This is a genomic window from Sinorhizobium sp., from assembly GCF_059070375.1.
Genome location: NZ_JCACWC010000003.1, coordinates 927,605 through 948,549, shown reverse-complemented (window position 1 = coordinate 948,549; position 20,945 = coordinate 927,605). Strand labels below are relative to the sequence as shown.

The 20,945-nt window shown below is 64.0% G+C and carries 16 protein-coding genes and 1 riboswitch; of the genes, 10 read left to right on the top strand and 6 right to left on the bottom strand.

Going from position 1 to position 20,945, the window contains the following annotated elements:
- The first annotated feature begins 94 nt into the window (after positions 1-94).
- The 4 genes from AC5J09_RS16530 (at position 95) to AC5J09_RS16515 (ending at position 5,202) form a co-directional block, all read left to right on the top strand.
- Entirely contained in the window at positions 95-1,018 is a 924-nt protein-coding gene (locus AC5J09_RS16530) for a pirin family protein (protein WP_100669193.1), read from the top strand.
- A gap of 219 nt (positions 1,019-1,237) precedes the next feature.
- Positions 1,238-3,151, top strand: a complete 1,914-nt coding sequence (gene dxs, locus AC5J09_RS16525; RefSeq protein ID WP_494298917.1) for a 1-deoxy-D-xylulose-5-phosphate synthase — start codon at positions 1,238-1,240, stop codon at positions 3,149-3,151.
- Between the two features lie 51 nt (positions 3,152-3,202).
- Positions 3,203-3,958 carry a TlyA family RNA methyltransferase gene (locus tag AC5J09_RS16520; RefSeq protein WP_275596643.1) on the top strand — a complete coding sequence of 252 codons (756 nt, stop codon included), beginning with the start codon at positions 3,203-3,205 and terminating at the stop codon, positions 3,956-3,958.
- Complete coding sequence (locus AC5J09_RS16515; RefSeq protein WP_494298030.1) at positions 3,955-5,202, top strand: class I SAM-dependent RNA methyltransferase; 1,248 nt, start codon at positions 3,955-3,957, stop codon at positions 5,200-5,202. Before AC5J09_RS16520 ends, AC5J09_RS16515 begins: the two co-directional genes overlap by 4 nt.
- Before the next feature lie 78 nt (positions 5,203-5,280).
- Here AC5J09_RS16515 and mcpU read toward each other — a convergent pair whose 3' ends face one another.
- The 3 genes from mcpU to AC5J09_RS16500 all read right to left on the bottom strand — a co-directional run bounded on the left by mcpU (position 5,281) and on the right by AC5J09_RS16500 (position 10,215).
- Positions 5,281-7,377 (bottom strand): methyl-accepting chemotaxis protein McpU, encoded by a 2,097-nt coding sequence (gene mcpU, locus AC5J09_RS16510; RefSeq protein WP_494298029.1) that lies wholly within the window; start codon positions 7,375-7,377, stop codon positions 5,281-5,283.
- A gap of 294 nt (positions 7,378-7,671) precedes the next feature.
- Positions 7,672-8,424, bottom strand: a complete 753-nt coding sequence (locus AC5J09_RS16505; RefSeq protein WP_100669201.1) for a crotonase/enoyl-CoA hydratase family protein — start codon at positions 8,422-8,424, stop codon at positions 7,672-7,674.
- Between the two features lie 9 nt (positions 8,425-8,433).
- Complete coding sequence (locus tag AC5J09_RS16500; protein WP_494298028.1) at positions 8,434-10,215, bottom strand: acyl-CoA dehydrogenase family protein; 1,782 nt, start codon at positions 10,213-10,215, stop codon at positions 8,434-8,436.
- Positions 10,216-10,407: 192 nt separating this feature from the next.
- Here AC5J09_RS16500 and AC5J09_RS16495 point away from each other — a divergent pair, with 192 nt between their 5' ends.
- Positions 10,408-11,397, top strand: coding sequence for a transporter (locus AC5J09_RS16495; protein WP_494298027.1), 990 nt, complete (start codon positions 10,408-10,410; stop codon positions 11,395-11,397).
- A 14-nt stretch (positions 11,398-11,411) separates the two neighbouring features.
- On the opposite strand, the gene AC5J09_RS16490 is transcribed toward AC5J09_RS16495, so the two are convergent.
- On the bottom strand, positions 11,412-11,831 hold the full coding sequence (locus AC5J09_RS16490) for a BA14K family protein (RefSeq protein WP_275596647.1): 420 nt from the start codon (positions 11,829-11,831) through the stop codon (positions 11,412-11,414).
- A gap of 202 nt (positions 11,832-12,033) precedes the next feature.
- On the opposite strand from AC5J09_RS16490, the gene AC5J09_RS16485 reads away from it, so the two are divergent.
- A complete protein-coding gene (locus AC5J09_RS16485; protein WP_324763945.1) occupies positions 12,034-13,368 on the top strand; it encodes an ISNCY family transposase in 1,335 nt (444 codons plus the stop codon).
- A 392-nt stretch (positions 13,369-13,760) separates the two neighbouring features.
- Entirely contained in the window at positions 13,761-14,822 is a 1,062-nt protein-coding gene (locus AC5J09_RS16480) for a glycoside hydrolase family 25 protein (RefSeq protein ID WP_324763040.1), read from the top strand.
- 1 nt (position 14,823) lies between these two features.
- On the opposite strand, the gene AC5J09_RS16475 is transcribed toward AC5J09_RS16480, so the two are convergent.
- The gene (locus tag AC5J09_RS16475) at positions 14,824-15,924 is read right to left on the bottom strand and encodes an FAD-binding oxidoreductase (RefSeq protein ID WP_494298026.1); all 1,101 of its coding nucleotides are present in this window, start codon (positions 15,922-15,924) and stop codon (positions 14,824-14,826) included.
- Entirely contained in the window at positions 15,921-17,165 is a 1,245-nt protein-coding gene (locus AC5J09_RS16470; RefSeq protein WP_100669209.1) for an aromatic ring-hydroxylating oxygenase subunit alpha, read from the bottom strand. Before AC5J09_RS16470 ends, AC5J09_RS16475 begins: the two co-directional genes overlap by 4 nt.
- 113 nt (positions 17,166-17,278) lie before the next feature.
- Positions 17,279-17,481: riboswitch (cobalamin riboswitch) on the bottom strand.
- Positions 17,482-17,801: 320 nt separating this feature from the next.
- On the opposite strand from AC5J09_RS16470, the gene AC5J09_RS16465 reads away from it, so the two are divergent.
- The 3 genes from AC5J09_RS16465 to AC5J09_RS16455 all read left to right on the top strand — a co-directional run bounded on the left by AC5J09_RS16465 (position 17,802) and on the right by AC5J09_RS16455 (position 20,918).
- Entirely contained in the window at positions 17,802-18,398 is a 597-nt protein-coding gene (locus AC5J09_RS16465; RefSeq protein WP_275596651.1) for a DUF6656 family protein, read from the top strand.
- Between the two features lie 65 nt (positions 18,399-18,463).
- A complete protein-coding gene (locus AC5J09_RS16460) occupies positions 18,464-19,438 on the top strand; it encodes an L-threonylcarbamoyladenylate synthase (RefSeq protein ID WP_494298025.1) in 975 nt (324 codons plus the stop codon).
- A gap of 46 nt (positions 19,439-19,484) precedes the next feature.
- Entirely contained in the window at positions 19,485-20,918 is a 1,434-nt protein-coding gene (locus tag AC5J09_RS16455; RefSeq protein ID WP_494298024.1) for an FAD-binding oxidoreductase, read from the top strand.
- The last annotated feature ends 27 nt before the right edge of the window (positions 20,919-20,945 follow it).

The following is a 20,945-nucleotide window of genomic DNA, read 5'->3' as shown; positions in this document are numbered from 1 at the left end:
TCCAAACAGAAACACTCCGTCTCCCGATTGCCGCTACCGAACCGGAAGCACTGACGGTAATCTTCAGTGAATGCCATCAACCGGAGCGCCTGCCATGTCCTTCTTTCCCGGTCCCGATCCGCTCGCCGGCGACAAGCCCGCCTGCGACGCAATCGAGCATCTGATCATCCCGCGTACCAGCGATATCGGCGGCCTGCAGGTCAGGCGGGCGCTGCCGACGGCAAAACGCCGGCTCGTCGGTCCTTTCATCTTCTTCGACCGGATGGGCCCGGCGCTGCTGCGTGCCGGCCAGGCGATCGACGTCCGCCCGCATCCGCATATCGGCCTTTCGACCGTCACCTACCTGTTCGACGGCGAGATCAAGCACCGCGACAGCCTCGGCACCGAAATGGTCATTCGCCCGGGCGACGTGAACCTTATGACCGCCGGGCGCGGCATCGTGCATTCGGAGCGCTCGCCGGAAAACCAGCGCGGGCACGAACGCTCTCTTTCAGGACTGCAGACCTGGCTGGCGCTGCCCGACGCCATGGAGGAGATCGATCCGGTCTTCGCGCATACCGAGGAACGCATGCTGCCGCATCTTGCCGATGGCGGGGTTCGCGCGCGCGTCGTCATCGGTCAGTTCGAAGGGGCGGCTTCGCCCGTCTCCACCTTTACCGATACGATCTATGTCGACCTGATGATCGAGCCCGGCAAGAGCGCGCCGTTCGCGGCCAACTGGGAAGAGCGCGCGCTCTACATCCTTGCCGGCGAAGCGATCATCGCCGGCGACCATTTCGACGACAATCAACTGCTCGTCTTTCGTCCCGGCGACGAAATCACCATCACCGCGGGGCCTGCAGGCTGTCACGTGATGCTCTTCGGCGGAGCAGCGCTCGGCTCGCCGCGCCATATCTGGTGGAACTTCGTTTCCTCCTCCAAGGAGCGGATCGACAAGGCAAAGGAAGAATGGCGCACGGGACGCTTCGATATCGTGCCGGGAGACGAGGAAGAGTTCATACCCTTGCCCGCAAGCTGACCCCGTTAAGCTCGTTTTCAGGCATTGGTTCGCGATGCGGCGGAAAACCGCGCAGGTTTTCCTCATCCCGCTCTTGGTTGAAGCCGCAGGAAAGCCTAATTTTGCATTCAACGGCGATTACCTCTAAGAAAGAGCCGTTCCGACGACCCAACAACAATGCGCGCGCCTAGCTCCGGCGCGCATGAGGCATGCAGCGTGACACAACTGCCAACCAATCCGATGCCGGCAACTCCCCTGCTCGATAAGGTCGAATATCCCGACGATCTGAAGAAGATCGACGACAGGGACCTGCCGCAGCTGGCGGCCGAATTGCGTGCCGAGATGGTCGATGCCGTGTCGCGCACCGGTGGACATCTGGGCGCGGGCCTCGGCGTCGTCGAACTGACGATCGCCATCCACAAGATCTTCGACACGCCGCATGACCGCTTGATCTTCGATGTCGGACACCAGTGCTATCCGCACAAGATCCTGACCGGCCGGCGCGATCGCATCCGCACGTTGCGCCAGGAAGACGGGCTCTCGGGCTTCACCCGGCGGGCGGAAAGCGAATACGACCCCTTCGGCGCAGCGCACTCCTCGACCTCGATCTCGGCCGGTCTCGGCATGGCTGTCGCCGCCGAACTCGACGGCAAGAGCCGCAATGTGATCGCGGTGATCGGCGACGGCGCGATGTCGGCCGGGATGGCCTTCGAAGCGCTCAATAATGCCGGCGCGCTCGATGCGCGCCTCATCGTCATTCTCAACGACAACGACATGTCGATCGCACCACCGACGGGCGCGATGAGCGCCTATCTGGCGCGGCTCGCCTCCGGGCGGACCTATATGGGCATTCGCGAGGTCGGCAAGAAACTCACCGCCTATCTCGGCAAGACCGTCGACCGGGCGATCACCCGCGCGGTGGAGCATGCCCGGGGCTACGTCACCGGCGGCACGCTCTTCGAGGAGATGGGTTTCTACCATATCGGCCCGATCGACGGACACTCCTTCGACCACCTGCTTCCGGTCCTGCGCAACGTTCGCGACAATGCGAAAGGCCCGGTCCTGATCCATGTCGTCACGCAGAAGGGCAAGGGCTACCCGCCAGCCGAAGCCGCGGCCGACAAGTATCACGGCGTCAACAAATTCGACGTGATTACCGGGGCTCAGGCGAAAGCGAAGCCCAACGCCCCCGCCTATACTTCCGTCTTCGCGGACGCGCTCACGCAGGAGGCGACCCTCGACGACAAGATCGTTGCGATCACTGCCGCCATGCCGTCCGGGACGGGCCTCGACAAGTTCGCCTCGGTGCATTCCTCGCGCTGCTTCGATGTCGGCATAGCCGAGCAGCATGCCGTGACTTTCGCCGCCGGCCTTGCGGCGGAAGGATACAAACCCTTTGCGGCGCTTTATTCCACCTTCCTGCAACGCGCCTATGACCAGGTTGTCCACGACGTGGCCATCCAGGGTCTGCCGGTTCGCTTTCCGATCGACCGCGCCGGCTTCGTCGGCGCCGACGGGCCGACCCATGCCGGCTCCTTCGACACGACCTATCTGGCGACACTGCCGGGCTTCGTCGTCATGGCGGCGGCCGACGAGGCGGAGCTGAAGCATATGGTGCGCACCGCCGCGGCCTACGACGAGGGTCCGATTTCGTTTCGCTATCCGCGCGGCGAAGGGGTCGGCGTCGAGTTGCCGGAGCGCGGCGAGATTCTTGCGATCGGCAAGGGCCGGATCGTCAAGCAGGGAAGCAAGGTGGCGCTGCTTTCCTTCGGCACACGTCTCGCCGACTGTCTGCTGGCGGCGGAAGACCTGGATGCAGCCGGCCTCTCGACGACCGTCGCCGACGCCCGCTTCGCCAAGCCGCTCGATCATGATCTGATCCGTCAGCTTGCCCGCCATCACGAGGTTCTGATCACCATCGAGGAAGGGGCGGTCGGTGGCTTCGCAAGCCACGTGCTGCAGTTCCTCGCGGAAGAAGGCCTCCTCGACGGCGACCTCAAGGTACGCCCCATGGTCATGCCCGACATATGGATGGAGCAGGCAAAACCGGAAGCGATGTACGCCCGTGCCGGCCTCGACCGCGCCGGCATCGTATCCACCGTCTTCAAGGCGCTCGGCCAGAAGCACGGCGTCGGCCTCGGCGCCGCCGGCTGAGCCGTCCAAGAGTTCGCTTGCATTGCGCGGCGGGACGCGCGATGACGACCCATGTCCCAAGATACACAGATGACGATCCGCCTCGATCAATTGCTCCTGAACAGGGGCTTGGTGGCCAGCCGCGCACGCGCACGCGACGCGATCCAGCGGGGAACCGTGAAGGTCGACGGCCGCACCGTGACCAAGCCGGCCTCGACCTTCGCGCAAAGCGTTACGCTCACCATTGACGATCCGGCGCAGGATTATGTTTCGCGTGCGGCACTGAAACTCGTCGCGGCGCTCGATCACTTCGGCCTCGATCCATCGGAGCAGACCTGTCTCGACGTCGGGGCCTCGACCGGCGGCTTTACCGAGGTGCTGCTGAAGCGCGGCGCCGCGCATGTGGTCGCCGTCGATGTCGGCCACGGTCAGATACATCCGCGCGTCGCCGAAGACCCGCGCGTGACGAACATCGAAGGCCTGAATGCCCGGTCCATGACGCGCGGCGACGTCGGTGAACGCGCCATCAATTTCATCGTCTCGGATGTCTCCTTCATCTCGCTGAAGCTGGCGCTGCCGCCGGCCCTCGGCCTGGCGGAACCGGGCGCCTGCTGCATCCTGCTCGTCAAGCCGCAGTTCGAGGCCGGCCGCGATGCGATCAGCAAGGCCGGGCTGCTGAAGGATCCGGAGAGCGCTCCGGCGGTGGCAGCCGAACTCGAGCGGTGGCTTGTCGAAGACATGGGCTGGCGAAGCCTCGGCCTGATCCCCTCGCCCATTGCCGGCGGTGACGGCAACAGCGAATTTCTTCTGGCGGGGCGCAAGCCATGAGCACCGGGATCGTGACCATCGATCGTCTCGGCGCCCAAGGCGACGGCGTCGTTCGGACAGAAGCCGGTCTCGTCTTTGCGCCGTTCACGCTCCCCGGCGAGACCGTCTCGCTCGCGGTCAACAAGGCGAGCGGCACGCTGATATCGCTGAAGGAGGCCTCCCCGGAGCGGGTCGAGCCGCCATGCCGGCATTTCGGGCCGGACGGTGTCAACGGGACGTGCGGCGGCTGCACGCTGCAGCACGCATCCGACGCGCTCTACCACGCCTTCAAGCGCAATCTCGTCATCGACGCCTTGAGGTCGAAGGGACTGACGCCGGAGGTCGCCCCGCTGATCATCGCACGGCCCGGCGATCGCCGCCGTGCCGTTTTCACCGCCCGGCGGACGGAAAAGGAACTGCTGCTCGGCTATAACCAGATGCAGAGCCATCATATCGTTTCGATCGGCGAATGTCCGATCACCAGCCCGGGCATCGTCTCGCGGCTGGCGACCATCCGCAAGATCGCCGCGGCCATGGCGTCGAGCGCCGAACCGTTCCGTATCACCGTGCTCGAAACCGATACGGGCCTCGATCTCGCCTTCGAGGGGGTGAAACTCAGCGACCCGCAGCGGCGCTCGACCGTCGATGCCGTTCTTGGCGAGCGAGGCATCGCGCGCGTCAGCTTGAACGGCGAGATCGTCGTCGAGCCGATCAAGCCCGCCATCGATTTCGGCGGTGTGACGGTTTTGCCGCCGCCCGGCGCCTTCACTCAGGCGACACGGCCTGCCGAAGACGCGATGGCGAAGCTGGTGCTGGCTCACGTCGGCAAGGCGAAGCGCGTTGCCGATCTTTTCGCCGGCATCGGCACTTTTGCGCTGAGGATCGCACGAACGGCACGCGTTCACGCGGTCGAAGGCGACGACAGGGCCGTGAAGGCGCTGGATTTCGCCGCACGCAACACCCAGGGGCTGAAGCCGGTGACCGCCGAGAAGCGCGATCTTTTCCGCCGGCCGATGATGGCGCAGGAATTGAAAGCCTTCGACGCCGTGGTCTTCGACCCGCCCCGGGCCGGCGCCGAAACGCAATGCCACGAGCTTGCCCGATCCGGCGTGAAGAAGGTCGCCGCCGTCTCCTGTAATCCGGTGAGCCTGGCGAGGGACCTTTCGATACTGACCGCAGCCGGTTATCGCATTACCGGGGTGACGCCGATCGACCAGTTCCTCTGGTCGGCGCATGTGGAAACGGTAGCGACGCTCGAAAAATGAAAAAGGCCCGGCGACGAACCGGGCCTTGTTGGTTCAAGCTGTTCCACGGAAACCGCTGCACGTTCCCCGGGATTGCCGTCAGGCCGCGCGGCGGCGGCTCGCGGCCTGGTAAGAGGCCGCTTGCGTCTCGCCCAGTATGAACTGGGAGAGCAGCGCGTTGAGCGCCGCTGCCTCGGATGCGAGACCGTGACTGGCGGCCGTCTGCTGCTCGACCATCGCGGCGTTCTGCTGCGTGCCCTGGTCCATCGTGTTGACGGCCGTGTTGATCTCCTGGAGACCGGTCGACTGCTCGCGAGTCGCGGTCACGATTGCGCTTACGTGCTTGTTGATCTCCTGCACCTCGGCGACGATCGCCTGCAGCGCCCGTCCGGTATCGCCGACCAGCGTCACGCCCGAATGCACCTGCTCGCCGGAGGTCGTGATCAGCGCCTTGATTTCCTTGGCCGCATTGGCCGAGCGTTGAGCGAGCTCGCGCACCTCCTGGGCGACGACCGCGAAACCCTTGCCCGCCTCGCCTGCCCGTGCCGCTTCGACGCCGGCATTCAGCGCCAGGAGATTGGTCTGGAAGGCGATGTCGTCGATGACGCCGATAATGTTCGAGATTTCTCCTGATGATTTCTCGATGGCATGCATGGCCTCAACCGCATTCTGCACCACTTCCCCGGATTTTTCCGCACCGGCACGGGTACGGGCGACCAGCGCACCGACTTCCTCGGCCCGGTGGGCGGAATCGCGGACGGTCGTGGTGATCTCCTCGAGCGCAGCGGCCGTTTCTTCGACGGATGCCGCCTGCTGTTCGGTGCGGCGTGCGAGGTCGTCGGCGGCCGAACGGATTTCGCTCGCACCCGCGTCGATCGCGCGGGCATTCGCCCCGACGGCGCAAAGCGCGTCGTGCAGCTTGGCGACCGAATTGTTGAAGTCTTCCCGGAGGCGATCCAGGCGATCGGCAAAGGGACTGCCGATCCGATAGGCGAGATCGCCGTCGGCCAGCCGTCCGAGACCCGTTGCCAGCGCATCGACCGCATGCTGAACCTCGGCTGCGTCGCGGGTCTTCTGCGCCTCGCGCTCGAGGCGCTCGCGCTCCGAAAGCGACCGGTTTAAATCGGCCTCGTCTTCCAGGCGCTTCCGTTCGACCGCATTGGCGCGGAAAACGGCGACGGCCGCCGCCATCGACCCGATCTGGTCGCGCCGCTCCTCACCCGGAATCGTAACGTCGAGACTGCCGGCTGCGAGCTTCTCCATGGCGCCGGTCATGTCGGTTACCGGACGGATGACGAGGCGGCTCAGAAGCGTCGCGAGGAAGGCGATCATGGCGCCGACCGCCAGGATCGTGGCGATCGTCGCGGCGACGCGGAACTGGCTGATCGCCGAATAGGCGACATCCGCATCGAGCGCGAAGCCGACATACCATTCGACCGACGGGAGCCCCTTCACCGGCACGAAGCTCACGAGCATCGGCTTGCCGTCGAGTTCGGTGTGCATGATCCCGGTGCCGATCGCCGGCGTATCCGCCGGGAAGGCGTCGGCGAGCGTCTTCGTCACGAGCTTGGCATTCGGATGAACCAGTATCTGGCCGTCCTTGTTGGCAAGGAACGCAAAGCCTTCGCCGCCGACATCGATGCCGTTGACCATGGAAACGAGGGCCTTCAGCGAGAAATCGCTGCCGGTCACACCGTAAAGCTTGCCTTCGTGCTTCACCGGCACAGCGGCGCTGATGATCAGGTCGCCGCTCGACGCGTCCACATAGGGTTCGGTGAGGACGCGTGCATCGGCTTTCACCGCCTGCTGATACCAGGGGCGCTGGCGCGGATCGTAGCCGTCGGGCATCTTCGAATCCGGCCAGATCATGAACCGGCCGCTCTCGTCGCCGACATAGGTGGAGATGAATTCGCCGGTCAGCACGTCGTTCTTCAGGACGCCCTGAATGGCCGCTTCGTCAGCCACCCGGCCGGCAGCGTCCGCCGCCATCGCGGTCAGCGTCACACGGCCGTTCAGCCAGTTGGCGACGCTCTGCGCCGCCTGATTTCCGGAGGAAGCGATATCCTCCTCCACTGCTTTCGTGGTCGTGGCGCGCTGGAGGCTGTCGATATAGACGGAAAAGCCTGCAAAGGCGCCGACGACGACGCAGGACGCGGCAACGAGAATGCGCGTCATGAGATTCGATCGTTTGGACAAGGTGGGGCTCCCTGAAAGAGGCGGCAACGCCGCCGGGATGAGCTCGCGATGATCTTCCCGGGCGCGACGGATCGGCCGCTGAGCGACTTGAAGGACGGCGGGAAAACGATGGGACATGCCGCAAAGGCGGAGCCGGCAATGCTTCATGCGGCCGGGGGTCTCGCGTGCCGCACAATTCCTGCGGCGCCGAGGGAGACCTACTGCGGCTGGACGCTAGCGGGAGCTATTTAAGAAGCGATTAAAATTGATCCATGCAAAGTCGCGATGGCTGGAAGCGACCTGGCGAATTGCCGCCTACCGGCGCATGAAGGCCTCGAACGCGGCGCGCGCCTCGGCGCTTTTCAATTGCGCGGCAAAATGCTTCGCCTCCTCCTCGATCCGGGCAAGCACATCGCTGCGATCGCCGCGAATGAGGTCGCGGGCGATGCGCAGCGCTTCCGGCGGTTTTTTTGCCAGGCGCGCTGCAGCTGATAGCGTTTCCTCCTCGACGGCGGTCTCTTCCACGATCTTCCAGATAAGCCCCGCCTCGCGCGCACCGGCCGCGTCGAGCGGCTCGCCGGCAGCAAGCAGGGCAAAGGCGCGCTGATGGCCCATGATGCGCGGAGCGCTCAGGCTTGAGGCCGCTTCCGGAACGAGCGCCAGATCGACGAACGGGGTCTTGAACACCGAGCGGGCCGAGGCGACCGTCAGGTCGCAATGGAGGTGGATCGTCGTGCCGATGCCGATGGCCAGTCCGTCTACGCCGGAAACGATCGGTTTCGTCGCGCCGGCAAGCGCCCGCAGGAAGTCCAAAACCTCGTCCCCCATGCTGCCCCCCATGGCGAAAGCGAGGAAGTCGGCCATGTCGTTGCCGGCCGAGAAGCACCCTTCCGTTCCGAGGAATGCCATCGCGCGGATGGCGGGATCCGTTCCGGCGGCGGTCAGCGCCTCCGTCATCCTGGCGTACATCTGGCGCGTGATGGCGTTCTTCTTCTCCGGCCGATTGAACCGGATAAGCTGAACGCCGGGATAGGCTTCCGGCCGTTCGACGAGCACGTGGTCGGTCATGGGTTTCCCTCAGTCGAGTATGGAACGGGCTGCGGCGAGACTTTCCGCCCCGTTGACGACACGGTCCTTGAGCGCGCTCGTCTCCGAGAGCAGATTTTCCGCTGCGAAGCGGCAAAGCGCAACGCGCCGATCCTGCCTCCCGTCACCGGCTTCGGCAAGACCGCCTTTGGCGAGATAAACTCCGGTCAGCACGAGGCCGAACAGGCGCTGATAGGCAGTCGCGCCGGCGAGCGCCTCGGCGAGCTTTCCGTCGCGAAGCCTCGAAAGCAGCCAGTCGGTCGCCCCTTCGAGATCCGCAATTGCCGCATCGAGCCGTGCGGCCGTCTCGCCGAAGCCTTCCCTGTTCGACGCGGCAGCGGCAGCGGCGACCTCTCGGAGTTCGGCGACGAAGCCGCGCACCTGTGCGCCATCGGAGAGCGTCAGCTTGCGGGTGACGAGGTCGATCGCCTGAATGCCGTTGGTGCCTTCGTAGATCGGCGCGATTCGGGCGTCGCGCAGATAGCGCGCGGCCCCGGTCTCCTCGATGAAGCCCATGCCGCCATGGACCTGAATGCCCATCGAGGCGACGTCGACGCCGGCGTCGGTGGCGAAGGACTTGGCGATCGGCGTCAGCAGGCTCGAACGCTCCTGCCAGTGGCGGGCGTCCTCCCCTTGCGCGGCATGCGCCATGTCGACGGCGTGGGCGCAGGCATAGGCGATGGCGCGCGATCCCTGCGTCAGCGCTTTCATCGTCAGCAGCGTGCGGGCGATATCCGGATGCTCGATGATCGGACTCATGCCGTCGCCGCTCCACCCCGGCGCGCGGCCCTGCGTGCGCTCCTTGGCGTAGGCGATCGCTTTCTGGGTGGCGGCCTCCGCGATGGCGACGCCCTGCATCCCGACCGCGAGCCGCGCATTGTTCATCATCGTGAACATGCAGGCGAGACCGCGGTTTTCCTCACCGATCAGATAGCCGATCGCCCCCTTCTCGCGGCCGAATTTCCCGTCCCCGTAGATCATGGTGCAGGTCGGCGATCCGTGGATGCCGAGCTTGTGCTCCAGCGAGTGGCAGAAAACGTCGTTGCGCTCGCCAAGCGAACCGTCCTCGTTGACGAGGAACTTCGGCACGAGAAACAGCGAAATGCCCTTCGTTCCGGATGGCGCATCGGGCAGCCGCGCGAGTACCAGATGGACGATATTGTCGGTGAAATCGTGCTCGCCCCAGGTGATGAAGATCTTCTGCCCCAGGATGCGATAGGTACCGTCGTCGCGGCGCTCGGCGCGGGTCTTCAGCACGCCGAGGTCCGAGCCGGCATGCGGCTCGGTCAGGTTCATGGTCCCCATCCATTCGCCCGAGACCATCTTCGGCAGGAAGGTCGCCTTCAGAGCGTCGGTGCCGTGCTTCTCGAGCGCTTCGATGGCGCCCATGGTAAGCGTCGGCGCAAGGGCGAAGGCCATCGAGCCGCTGTTCCACATTTCCATGGCGGCGACGTGCAACATATGCGGCAGGTTCTGCCCGCCGAAAGCTTCCGGAGCCGTCAGGCCGTTCCAGCCGCCGGCGATCCAGTTGCGGTAGAGCTCCCGCCAGCCCTCCGGCGTCTTGACGGCGCCATCGACGAGCCGCGATCCCTGCCGGTCGCCCACCTCGCCGAGCGGCGCCACCTCTTCCGAGGCGAAGCGCCCGGCCTCGCCGAGGATCGCGTCCACAAGGTCCTCGCCGAGTTCGCCGAACGTCCCGGCGTCGAGCACCTCGGACAGGCCGGCGACGTGTTTCAGGGTGAATGCGATCTCGTCGACCGGTGCCTTGTACATGGTGCTCCTCCCTGCATCCGCCGCCGTCCGCAGCCGGCGCCTTTTAGATGCGCAGCAGACTAATCATTTTTACGTGAACGTCAACGTCAACTCGCCACGGGCGGCTGGCGGTTACGGCCAGGGAAACTGTAACAAAACTGTCATGGGCCGCGAATAGAAGCCGACTCGGCCGCTCCGGGCCGAGGCACTCCGATGAACCTGATTTCACCCGAAATACCGGGCCTCGTCTGGGCCTACCGGTTCGCACCGGGCGAAAGCCGGTGTCAGCGCATAGCTGCCGATTCGCCCGTTGAAAGCCTTAAGGCAGGCGAAGACTGGGTCTGGTTGCACCTCGCGCTCAGCGACGCGCGCACACCGGCGCTGATCGAGCGCATCGGCAATCTTCCGCAGGAGGCAATCGCGACCCTTACGAGCCACGACACGCAGGCGGCGATCACGGTCGCGGATGATGTCGTGCACGGCACGCTGGTCGATTTCGAGCGGACATTCGACGCGGTGACGCAGACGATCGGCTGGCTTCATTTCGCCGTCAGCGACCGGATGATCATCACCACGCGCCTGCATCCGCTAAGGAGCATCGACCGGGTGAAGGCGGCCGTGGAAAAGAGCTCCAAATGCAGCCGCCCGATCGATCTCTTCGAAATGCTCGTCGTCGAGTTCCAGCGCACCCTGATCACGCTGGTGCTCGAATTGACGGAGGAATTGAACATCATCGAGGACCATGTCTATGGCGAGGCGGGACACAGGAAACAGCCGGGGCTGGCGCCCTTGCGACGGACCGTCGTGCGGCTGCACCGGCACTTAAGGACCGTGCTCGCCCTGCTGCGCCGGGCCGGGGCACTGGAAGAGGATGAGGTGCCGCCGGGCTTCATCGACGTGACCGAGAGGCTCTCCGATCGGCTGGAATCCGTCGACCGCGATGTGTTCGCTCTTCAGGAACGCGCACGGCTGCTGCACGAGGAAATCGACAGCAAGATTTCCTCGGAAACGAACCGCCATATCTATATCCTCTCGCTGATGACAGCCTTCCTTCTGCCGCCGACGCTGGTGACCGGCTTTTTCGGCATGAACACGGGGGCGCTACCCTTCTCCGAGGGCAGCGGCACCGTTTTTGCGGGAATGTTCATTGCGTCGTCGATGGGCGTTGCCTGGCTCGTGCTCAAGCGCATCGGCATTATTTGAGCGAAGCGGACCGTTCAGCTATAGGGAGAATAGCACTGCCGGCGGGGGCCGTTATAAGGCTGATAGCTGTTGTCGTAAGCCCTGTAAGAGCGATAGCGATCATAGCACCATTGGATATGCCGGCTGCCGTAGCGCACCGGCGGGCGAACGGCGGGACGGCGCTCGATCACGATGCCGGGTCGGAAGGCAGCCCCCGGGTACCACCAACCGCGGTAATAGCGATAGCCGGGCCGCTGATAGCGGTACCCACGATAGCCGTTATAGTAATAGAAGTCGCCATACCGATAATAACCGCGCCGCGGCGCGTACTGAACGTCCGTGACGGCGCTCTCGACGGCAACCCGCGGGGGTAGAGGCGTGAAAGCCTGAGACGGCACCGCCGATGCCGCCAGCGTCATCGCTGCAAGCGCGCCCGAAAGCCATTTCAGTGACATCATTTCCTCCTGCCTTCGATTTCATGTACAACCGGCCCTTGCAAGGGCGACATACCAAGACTAGTGCCCGTCCATAAACGGTAAACTGCTGAATTTATTGAGTGAATCGCGATATCTGCGTGGGCAAAGCCCGGCGGTTTCAGGTATACTTTAGATCAAGCTACTGATTCTAAAGACAAACCCGTCACCGCCGGAGCCGACAATGCGCCAAGAACGCACCGTCCAAGCCAGCATATTTGATCTTTTCGCCGAACACGAGATCGGTCGTGAACTGAAGGCGATGTCGGAATGGCTGGATGAGCATGGCGATTTGCTCGGGCTGGTGGCGCGGGACCTGCGCCGGCATGGTCTCAGACAGACTGGCCGCGAGGGGCTACCAGCCGAGGCTGTGCTGCGCTGCGCGCTGCTCAAGCAGCATCGCCAGTTGAGTTACCAGGAACTGGCCTTCCACCTCGAAGACTCCGCCTCGTTCCGGGCGTTTGCCCGGCTGCCGTGGGGCTGGAACCCGAAGAAGTCGGTTTTGCACAAGACGATCAGCGCGATCCGGGCGCAAACCTTTGAAGAGATCAACGGGGTGCTGCTGGCGAGCGCCCGGCAGGAGAAGCTGGAAAGTGGCAAGGTCGTGCGCGTGGACAGCACCGTTACCGCCGCACTGATCCATGAACCGAGCGACAGCAGCCTGTTATGGGACGCTGTCCGGGTGACGGTGCGGCTGTTGCAGCAGGCCGAGGCACTGGGTAGCGCCATTCCATGGCACGACCATCGCCGCGCGGCAAAGAAGCGGGCCCGGGCGATCGAATATATCCGCGGCCGCCCTAAACGGATCAAGCACTACCGCGAACTGCTCAAGATCACGCGCACGACCTTGAGTTATCTGCAGCAGGCCAGTGAACAGTTGCCGCTGACGGCGGGCCCGGCCGGCGAACTGTGGCAGGCCCAACTCCGCCACTACCGGCCGCTGATCGAGCGGATCATCGCCCAGACCGAACGGCGGGTCCTGGCCGGGGAGCCGGTTCCGGCCGGCGAGAAGCTGGTGAGCCTGTTCGAGCCGCATGCCAACATCATCGTCAAGGGCAGCCGCGACGTCGACTACGGCCACAAACTCAATCTGACCACCGGCAGAAGCGGACTGATCCTCGACCTCGTCATCGAAGCCGGCAACCCGACCGACAGCGAGCGCTTGCTGCCGATGCTGGAACGCCACATCGCCTTTTACGGCGAGCCGCCGCGTCAGGCGGCGGCCGACGGCGGCTATGCCAGCCGCGAAAATCTGAGCGGAGCCAAAGCTCGCGGCATCCGCGACATGGCCTTCCACAAGAAGCGCGGCCTCAGCATCGAAGACATGGTCAGCAGCCGGCGGATCTATCGCAAGCTGCGCAACTTCCGCGCCGGCATCGAGGCCGGCATCTCTTGCCTGAAACGCGCTTATGGCTTGGGGCGCTGCACCTGGCGTGGGCTCGACCACTTCAAGGCTTATGTCTGGTCCTCGGTGGTCGCTTACAATCTCGCCCTCTTCGCCCGCCTCAGGCCGACCTGACGCTCCTGATCCGGTGGCGTTCAGAGTAAGTCCGGCGAGCGTCGGCCCATACCCTATGACCTATTGCCGCCAGATCGCTCTTCGGGACATAACCTGCGCCGCCTTGTGCCATCGCGCGTCCCAAGAAACGGTGTCAGCCGGCAAACTACCTTTCAAAACCGCCGAAAAACAGGCGTTTATGGACAGGCACAAGACTAGGGCAGAAGTCGCCGGAAGCAACCATCGCGCGCGGATGCAGCAAAGGAAAAATCTCGCCGTCGATACAATCCTGGGCGGAATCGGGCCGTCGACTTTGCCTCTTGAGGTCGGTGTACAGAAGCGTCCGCCTCGCGCAGATTGAGGCCGGGGCTGAGATTTACGACCTCTTAACTCTAAGTCGGCAATCTCAGAGAATGGAAAAGCGGGGAATCTCGATCATAGGGATGATCTTGCGCCTGGCGGTCCTCATGGGCCTGACCTTCGCGGCGGCGAACGCACGCGCGAGCGAAGTGGAGCCGTGGAAAGAGCGGCGCAACGCCCTCATCGTCGACGCTTACGAGTTGAACAGCATCGACTGGGAAGCCATGCTGAAGGACAAGCGGATAGCGGGCTTCATCGCGAAAGCTTCCGACGGCCTGCCGGAAAGCTACACCTGTACCGGTGACCACGGCGGCGATACGGTTGCACACTGCAAGACGATGTGGCGCAAATATGCGGTCAGCCGGGAACTCTATCAGACGCGCCGGATGATCGCGCGCTCGCATGGCCTGCTCTGGGGCGCCTATCATCTGGCAAGGCCCGGCAACCCCGTCGATCAGGCGAACCACTTCATCGACTATGCCGATCCGCGCGACGACGAGCTGATGGTGCTCGATATCGAAGGGATCGATCCGGAAAAATACATGTCGCTCGAAGACGCAGCAATCTTCGCCGGCCATGTGAAGGCCCGGACGGGGCGCTATCCCGTCCTCTATACCAACCACGCAACAGCGAAACACATTGCCGCCAACCGCTTCAAGCATCGGCTTCTAGCGCGTCTTCCGCTCTGGTATGCGCGCTATAAGCCCGATATCCGCAAAGTCTTTCCGATGGGCAACTGGGACCGCTACGCGCTCTGGCAATTCTCGTCGGCGCATAATTGCGGAAAGAAGCGTTGCCCCTATCGGGTGCCCGGCACCCTCGACGATATAGACGTGAATGTCGCAGCGATGAGTGCATCGGCACTGAAGAGAATCTGGCCCCATGGCGCGCTTCTTCCGGAGAAGCCGCCGGTGCTCACCGTTATCGCCTCGGCCACCGTCGGCACGATCCCGGCGTTGAATGCAAGTGCAACGGCCGCTCTTTCGCGGCCGCTCGTGATAAGCCGCGCCGAGGCGGAGAGCGGATCAGGGGCGGGAGCCGACGAGACGGTTACCGGCTCCATCGCCGTCAGGGCCGCCGAGGCACGCCTGCCCTACCAATCCGAGCGGCGGTAACTCAGGCCTCGATCTGGACGTCGCTTGTCGGCCGCGAACAGCAGGCGAGGATGTAGCCCTCCTCGATCTCATCGTCGAGAATGCCGCCATTGTGGTTCATCTCGACATCGCCGGCGATCTTCATCACCCGGCACGTTCCGCAGATGCCGCCCTCGCAGGCGGCCCCGATCCTGACGCCGTTGGCCCGGGCCGTCTGCAGAATCGTCTGGCCGGGAACGGCGGTCGCCTCCTTGCCGCTCATGGTAAAGGTCACCCGCGCCGCACCGGCCCCGGCATCGGCCGCCGGCCCCGCCCGAATTGCAAGCTCCTCGGCCGCCGGCGCCGCGGCGGGCTGGAAGCTCTCCTGGTGATAGCCGGCCATGTCGAAGCCCGCCGATTCCAGCATCGTCCTAACATTGCCCATGAACGGCTCGGGCCCGCAGCAGAAAACGGTTCTTTCCATGAAATCCGGTGCGAGCATCGGCAGCTTCGCCGCGTCGATGCGCCCGCGCAGACCATGCCAGCCATGCCGTGCCTCATGCCCCTCCACGAGGAAGCCGAGATTGAGCCGCGGCATTTGACGCGCGAGAACTTCGAGCTCCGTTCTGAAGAGGAGATCGTCCGGGCGGCGGGCGCAGGAAATGAAGGTGACATCCGTTTCCGGTGCGCAGTCGGCCATCCAGCGCGTCATCGACATCATCGGCGTGACGCCCGACCCCGCCGAAATGAAGAGATACTTTTCACCGGGATGACGGACGAAGCTGAAATCGCCGAGCGGCCCGAACGCCTTGAGCATCATGCCCGGTTTCAGATTGTCGAACATCCAGCGGGTGCCGATGCTTCCCGGCTGCGCCTTGACCGTGACCGCGACCGAAAGCGGGCGCGAGGGCGAGGATGACAGCGTATAGGTGCGCATCACCGGCTCGGCCGAGACGGGCAGTTCGAGCGTCACGAACTGCCCGGGCAGGTAGCGGAACCAGGCCGGCTTGTCGGAGCGGAAGGTGAAAGTCATCACGTCGGCGGCTTCGGCTACGGCCGACGTGCACTCCAGCATGTGCTGACGGTCTCTCCAGGGATCGAGCTCGTCGAAATGGTGAAAGGAGCGAGGCATTTCCATGGTCATGCCACCCGCGAGAGCTGCGTGGCCCCGCCCTGAAGGCGGTCCAGCATGAAGTTCGAATACCACTCGACGAACTGCATGACGCCGCCCTCGTGTTCGGCCGAATATGGACCCGGCTCATAGGCCGGCGAGCGGATCCCGAACGCGTTTTCCTCGACTATCTGCCGGTCCTGGTCGTTGGTCTCCGTCCAGACGTGCGTCAGCTCGTCTATCGTATAGTCGACGCCCTCCACCGCATCCTTGTTGACCAGCCATTTGGTCGTAACCTGTGTCAGTTCCGGCCCGAGCGGCAGAACGCGGAAGGTGATCGCATGATCGCCCAGAATGTGGTTCCAGGTCGTCGGATAATGGAAGAGGAGCAGCGTGCCGATGCCATCGGCGTCAAGCCCGGCGGAGAGCTGCCTGCGTACGGCCTTCTGTCCGGACATCGTATAGCTCTCGGCGCCGTTGATCAGCGGCATTCTCGTCATGCGGAACTGGCCGGTGGGCGCGATCCTGAAAGCGCTCGGAAGGCCCGCCGCCTCGCATTTCTGCCAATGGGCGCCGATTTCCGGGTCGTTCATCGCCCCCTGGACACCGGTGACGGTCGGCGCTTCGGGATAGGTACGGCAGAGTTCCGGATGATTGGCGGCGCAGTGGTAGCACTCGCGATTGTTCTCCCAGACCAGCTTCCAATTGCCCTTCTCGACGATCGTGCTCTCGAAGGCGACCTTCGTTTCCCCGAGGCGGTGCGGCGCGAGATAGGCCGCGACCGTCTCGCGGAACGGCCGGAAGTCCATCGGTTGTTCGGCAAGGCTGATGAAGATGTAACCGCCGACGGTTTCGCAGTGGATCGGCTTAAGACTGTGTTCGGCCGGGTCGAAGCCCTCGGGCATCTGCCGCGCGAAGAGCAGGCGGCCGTCGAGCTCGTAGGTCCACTGGTGGTAGGGACAGACGAGTTTGGCGGATGAGCCTTTGTGCTGCGTGCAGACGCGCGAGCCGCGATGGCGGCACGAATTGTGCAGTGCCCGCACCGCGCCCTGTCTGTCTCGAACGATAACGACCGGGTAATCGCCGACCTGCACCGTGAAATAGTTCCCCGGCCGCGGGACTTCACAATCATGGCCGATGAACAGCCAATCCTTGTACCAGATCTGCTCCAGGTCCTGGCGATAATAATCAGGATCGACGTAGAAGGCGCGGTCGAGGCTGTAGCCATCGCGACGGGTCTTCAGCTTGCGCAGCATTTCGGTCTGAATTTCCATGCCCTTATCCTCGTTTTCCGCCGTTTCGGAGAGGCAGGACTGGAACCCGCGCCGGCCGCATGGACCCGCAACGCAATTGGCTCCGATCCGGCTGCCCGCCGCAACCAGCTACGGTCTGTTTCTGCTTCAAGGCTGGTTTCCGGGCTCTGGAGCTGTCCGCAAGGGACCTGCCCGGCGCCTTCCCGGACGCTGTGTCCAGTGGCCTTCTGCCGTGGCTGTTCGCTCCACCACCGTTGCGGGGGCAGCGCCGGGATTTGACCGGCTTCCCAATTCTCCGCCTTCCCTTCGAGGCAGCACCTTGAGTGTCCTCATCTAAGCCTCAGGGCCGGTCCGGCAACTGCCAATAGACGACATCCGCTTCCAGAAAGACGACAGCCATTCGCGGCGCAATCGGCACGATTGGCAGACGGATATTATCCATAACAAACAAGGAAGTAGGTGAATCTCCGCGCAGCCGGCGGAATTTTCGGCAGCGCCGTTCATGGCGCGAAGGCGACTGGCCATTTTACGACACGGCCCACCGACACAAGGTCTGATTGATGCTCGCACGGCCGCAAACGAACCAATTCGTTAACTGTGATGATTTACGTTCGCTACCATCAACCAGCTTTCGGACAGGACGGCGCGACGACGCCCATGGCAAAACTCCGATATTACGACGCTGCCGACAAGGCGCCGGCCGCACCGGCGAAAGCCAAGGCTCACACCGAGTTCCTGCGGACCGGCCGGATCGATAGACGCCGGTGGATGGCGAACGAGCGTCAGTATCTCAGTTATGCCGAGGTTGCGCAGCAGACGGCGCGGAAGCTGACGACGGCGGGCGAGACGACCCACAGCCGAATCAACGGGTTTCATGCCTCGATCCAGTTCCCGAAGATGGTCTTCCATCGCACGCTCGCCAACAGTCCGCATCTCGGCTACTGCCACGTGACCGCCGCGAAAACCTGCCTCGCCAAGGGACATGAGATCACCTGGTCCTTTTATCTCGCGAACTTCTTCTGCGACCTCGGGAACGAGACCCATTTCTTCGACCGGATCCAGCCGGGCTATTCGCGCATGTATTTCGCCGTCGCGATCGAGCCCGATGCCGGCGAAGAGCGGATCGTCGTCAACCGCAACGTGCGCGGCAACGGCCTGATTTTCCGGACGCAGGATCCGAAGGTGGCGCTGAAGAACGTGCTGATGCTCGGCGCACGCGACGAAGCCTTGCGGCGGATCATTCGCAGCCTTTGACCAAGAAAATCGTTCTGTTTTTGCAATCGCTCCGTTAAGGAAGCGACGGAAAGGATCAGAACGCCATGGCCGAAATCATCGACACGCGCATCGAACCGGAGCGGGCAATCGAGACGGCTTGCGCAGTGCTTTCGGACGGGGAACCCGTGGCGATCCCCACGGAGACCGTATACGGCCTTGCCGCCGATGCCACGACCCCCGATGCGATCAGCCGCATTTACGAGATGAAGGGGCGTCCGCGGTTCAATCCGCTGATCTGTCACGTCTCCGATCTGGCGATGGCGGAGGCACATGTGACCTTCGATCCGGTTTCGAGACGTCTGGCCGAGGCTTTTTGGCCTGGCCCCCTCACGCTGATCCTGCCGCAGCGGCGGGAAAGCACCGTGCACACGCTCGCATCCGCCGGTCTCGATACGCTCGGAATTCGGATGCCCGACGGCTTCTCGCGTCGGGTGATCGCCCGGTTCGGACGGCCGTTGGCGGCGCCGAGCGCCAACACCTCGGGCAAGATCAGTCCCACCAGTGCGGCCCATGTGCAGGCGGATCTCGGCTCCAGGCTGAAGCTCATCCTCGACGCAGGCCCGGCCGCGATCGGCCTGGAATCGACCATCGTCAAGGTCGAGAACGGAAGGCTGCGGCTGCTGAGGCCCGGCGGGCTCGACGCGGCAGAGATCGAAGCTTTGACCGGTCTCGCCATCGAGCGCCCGGAGACCGCCGGCGCTGTCATCGAGGCGCCCGGCATGCTCGCCTCGCATTACGCTCCCGGTGCCGCTGTGCGGCTCGATGCCGATGAGGTCCGGAAAGGAGAGGCCCTCATCCGCTTCGGCGGAAAGGCACTTCCCGGTGAAGGCGATGCCGCGATCGTCTTGGATCTCAGTCCGGGCGGCAGCCTGCGGGAAGCCGCGGCCAATCTTTTCGATTATATGAAAAAGGCGGATGCCAGCGGCGCCGCGACCATCGCTTTCGGCCCGATCCCGAGCGTGGGGCTCGGCGAAGCGATCATCGACCGGCTGCAGCGCGCGGCCGCGCCGCGGGGCTGATGGCCACCGGCACGCTTGAAGCAACCACGTGATCCGAGGCAGGGCCATGACCACCATCCTTCCATCTCCCGAACTCATCGCCTCCTTCGTCGACATCGTCGGGCCCGGCAATGCCCTCACCGCACCCGCCGACACGGCCCCCTACCTGGTCGAGTCCCGCGGGCTCTATCACGGCACGACGCCGCTCGTGCTCAGGCCCGGCTCCGTCGAGGAAGTTTCGCTGGTCATGCGGCTTGCGAGCCAGACCCGAACGGCAGTCGTGCCGCAGGGCGGCAACACCGGACATGTGGCCAGCCAGATTCCGCGCGAGGGCAGAGCCGACGTGGTCCTTTCCCTCGAGCGGCTGAACCGCATCCGCGACATCGACCCGGTCGGCAACGTGATCGTGGCCGATGCCGGTTGTATTCTGGCGGATATCCAGAAGGCCGCCGATGACGTCGACCGGCTTTTTCCCCTGTCACTCGGCTCGGAAGGCTCTGCCAGGATCGGCGGCAATCTTTCGACCAATGCCGGCGGCACTGCCGTGCTTGTCTATGGCAATATGCGCCAGCTTTGCCTGGGGCTGGAGGTCGTGCTTCCGACCGGGGAGATCTGGAACGGGCTCAGACGCCTCAAGAAGGACAATACGGGCTACGATCTGCGCGATCTTTTCATCGGTGCCGAGGGAACGCTCGGCGTCATAACCGGCGCCGTTTTGAAGCTCTTCCCGAAACCGCGGGGCCACCAGGTGGCTTTTGCCGGCCTCAGAAGCGTCGAGGACGCACTGGCGCTTTTCGATCGGGCATCGAGCCTCTGCGGGCCGGCCCTGACGGGCTTCGAACTGATGCCGCGGCTCGGCATCGAGTTCACCACCCGGCACATCGCCGGCGTGAGAGATCCGATGGAAACGACGCATCCGTGGTACGCGTTGATCGATATCTCCACCTCGGATACCGCCGAAAGCGCGGAGCGGATGGTGCAAGACCTTCTCGAAGCGGTCATCTCCGACGGTCTCGTCGAGAACGCCGTCATTGCCCAGAACGAAGCGCAGCGCAGAGCCCTCTGGCACATGCGCGAAAGCATGTCGCCGGCACAAAAGCCCGAAGGCGGCTCGATCAAGCATGACGTTTCGGTCCCGGTATCGAGCATTCCGGCCTTCATGACGGAAGCGGATGCGCTGGTCTCCAAGGCCATTCCCGGCGCACGCATCTGCGCCTTCGGCCATATGGGCGACGGCAATATCCACTACAACATCTCCCAGCCCGTCGGCGCGGACAAGCAGGGCTTTCTCGACCGGTGGCGCGAGATCAATGCGATCGTTCACGCCGTCGTGCTCAAGCATGAGGGCTCGATATCTGCCGAGCATGGCATCGGCCAGTTGAAACGCGACGAACTCGCGGCGATCCGCTCGCCGATCGAGATCGAGCTCATGCGGCGGATCAAGCACGCTTTCGACCCGGCGGGGATCATGAACCCCGATAAGGTGCTGCGCGAGGATTGAGGCGAGTAACGACGCGTGCCGGTCCGG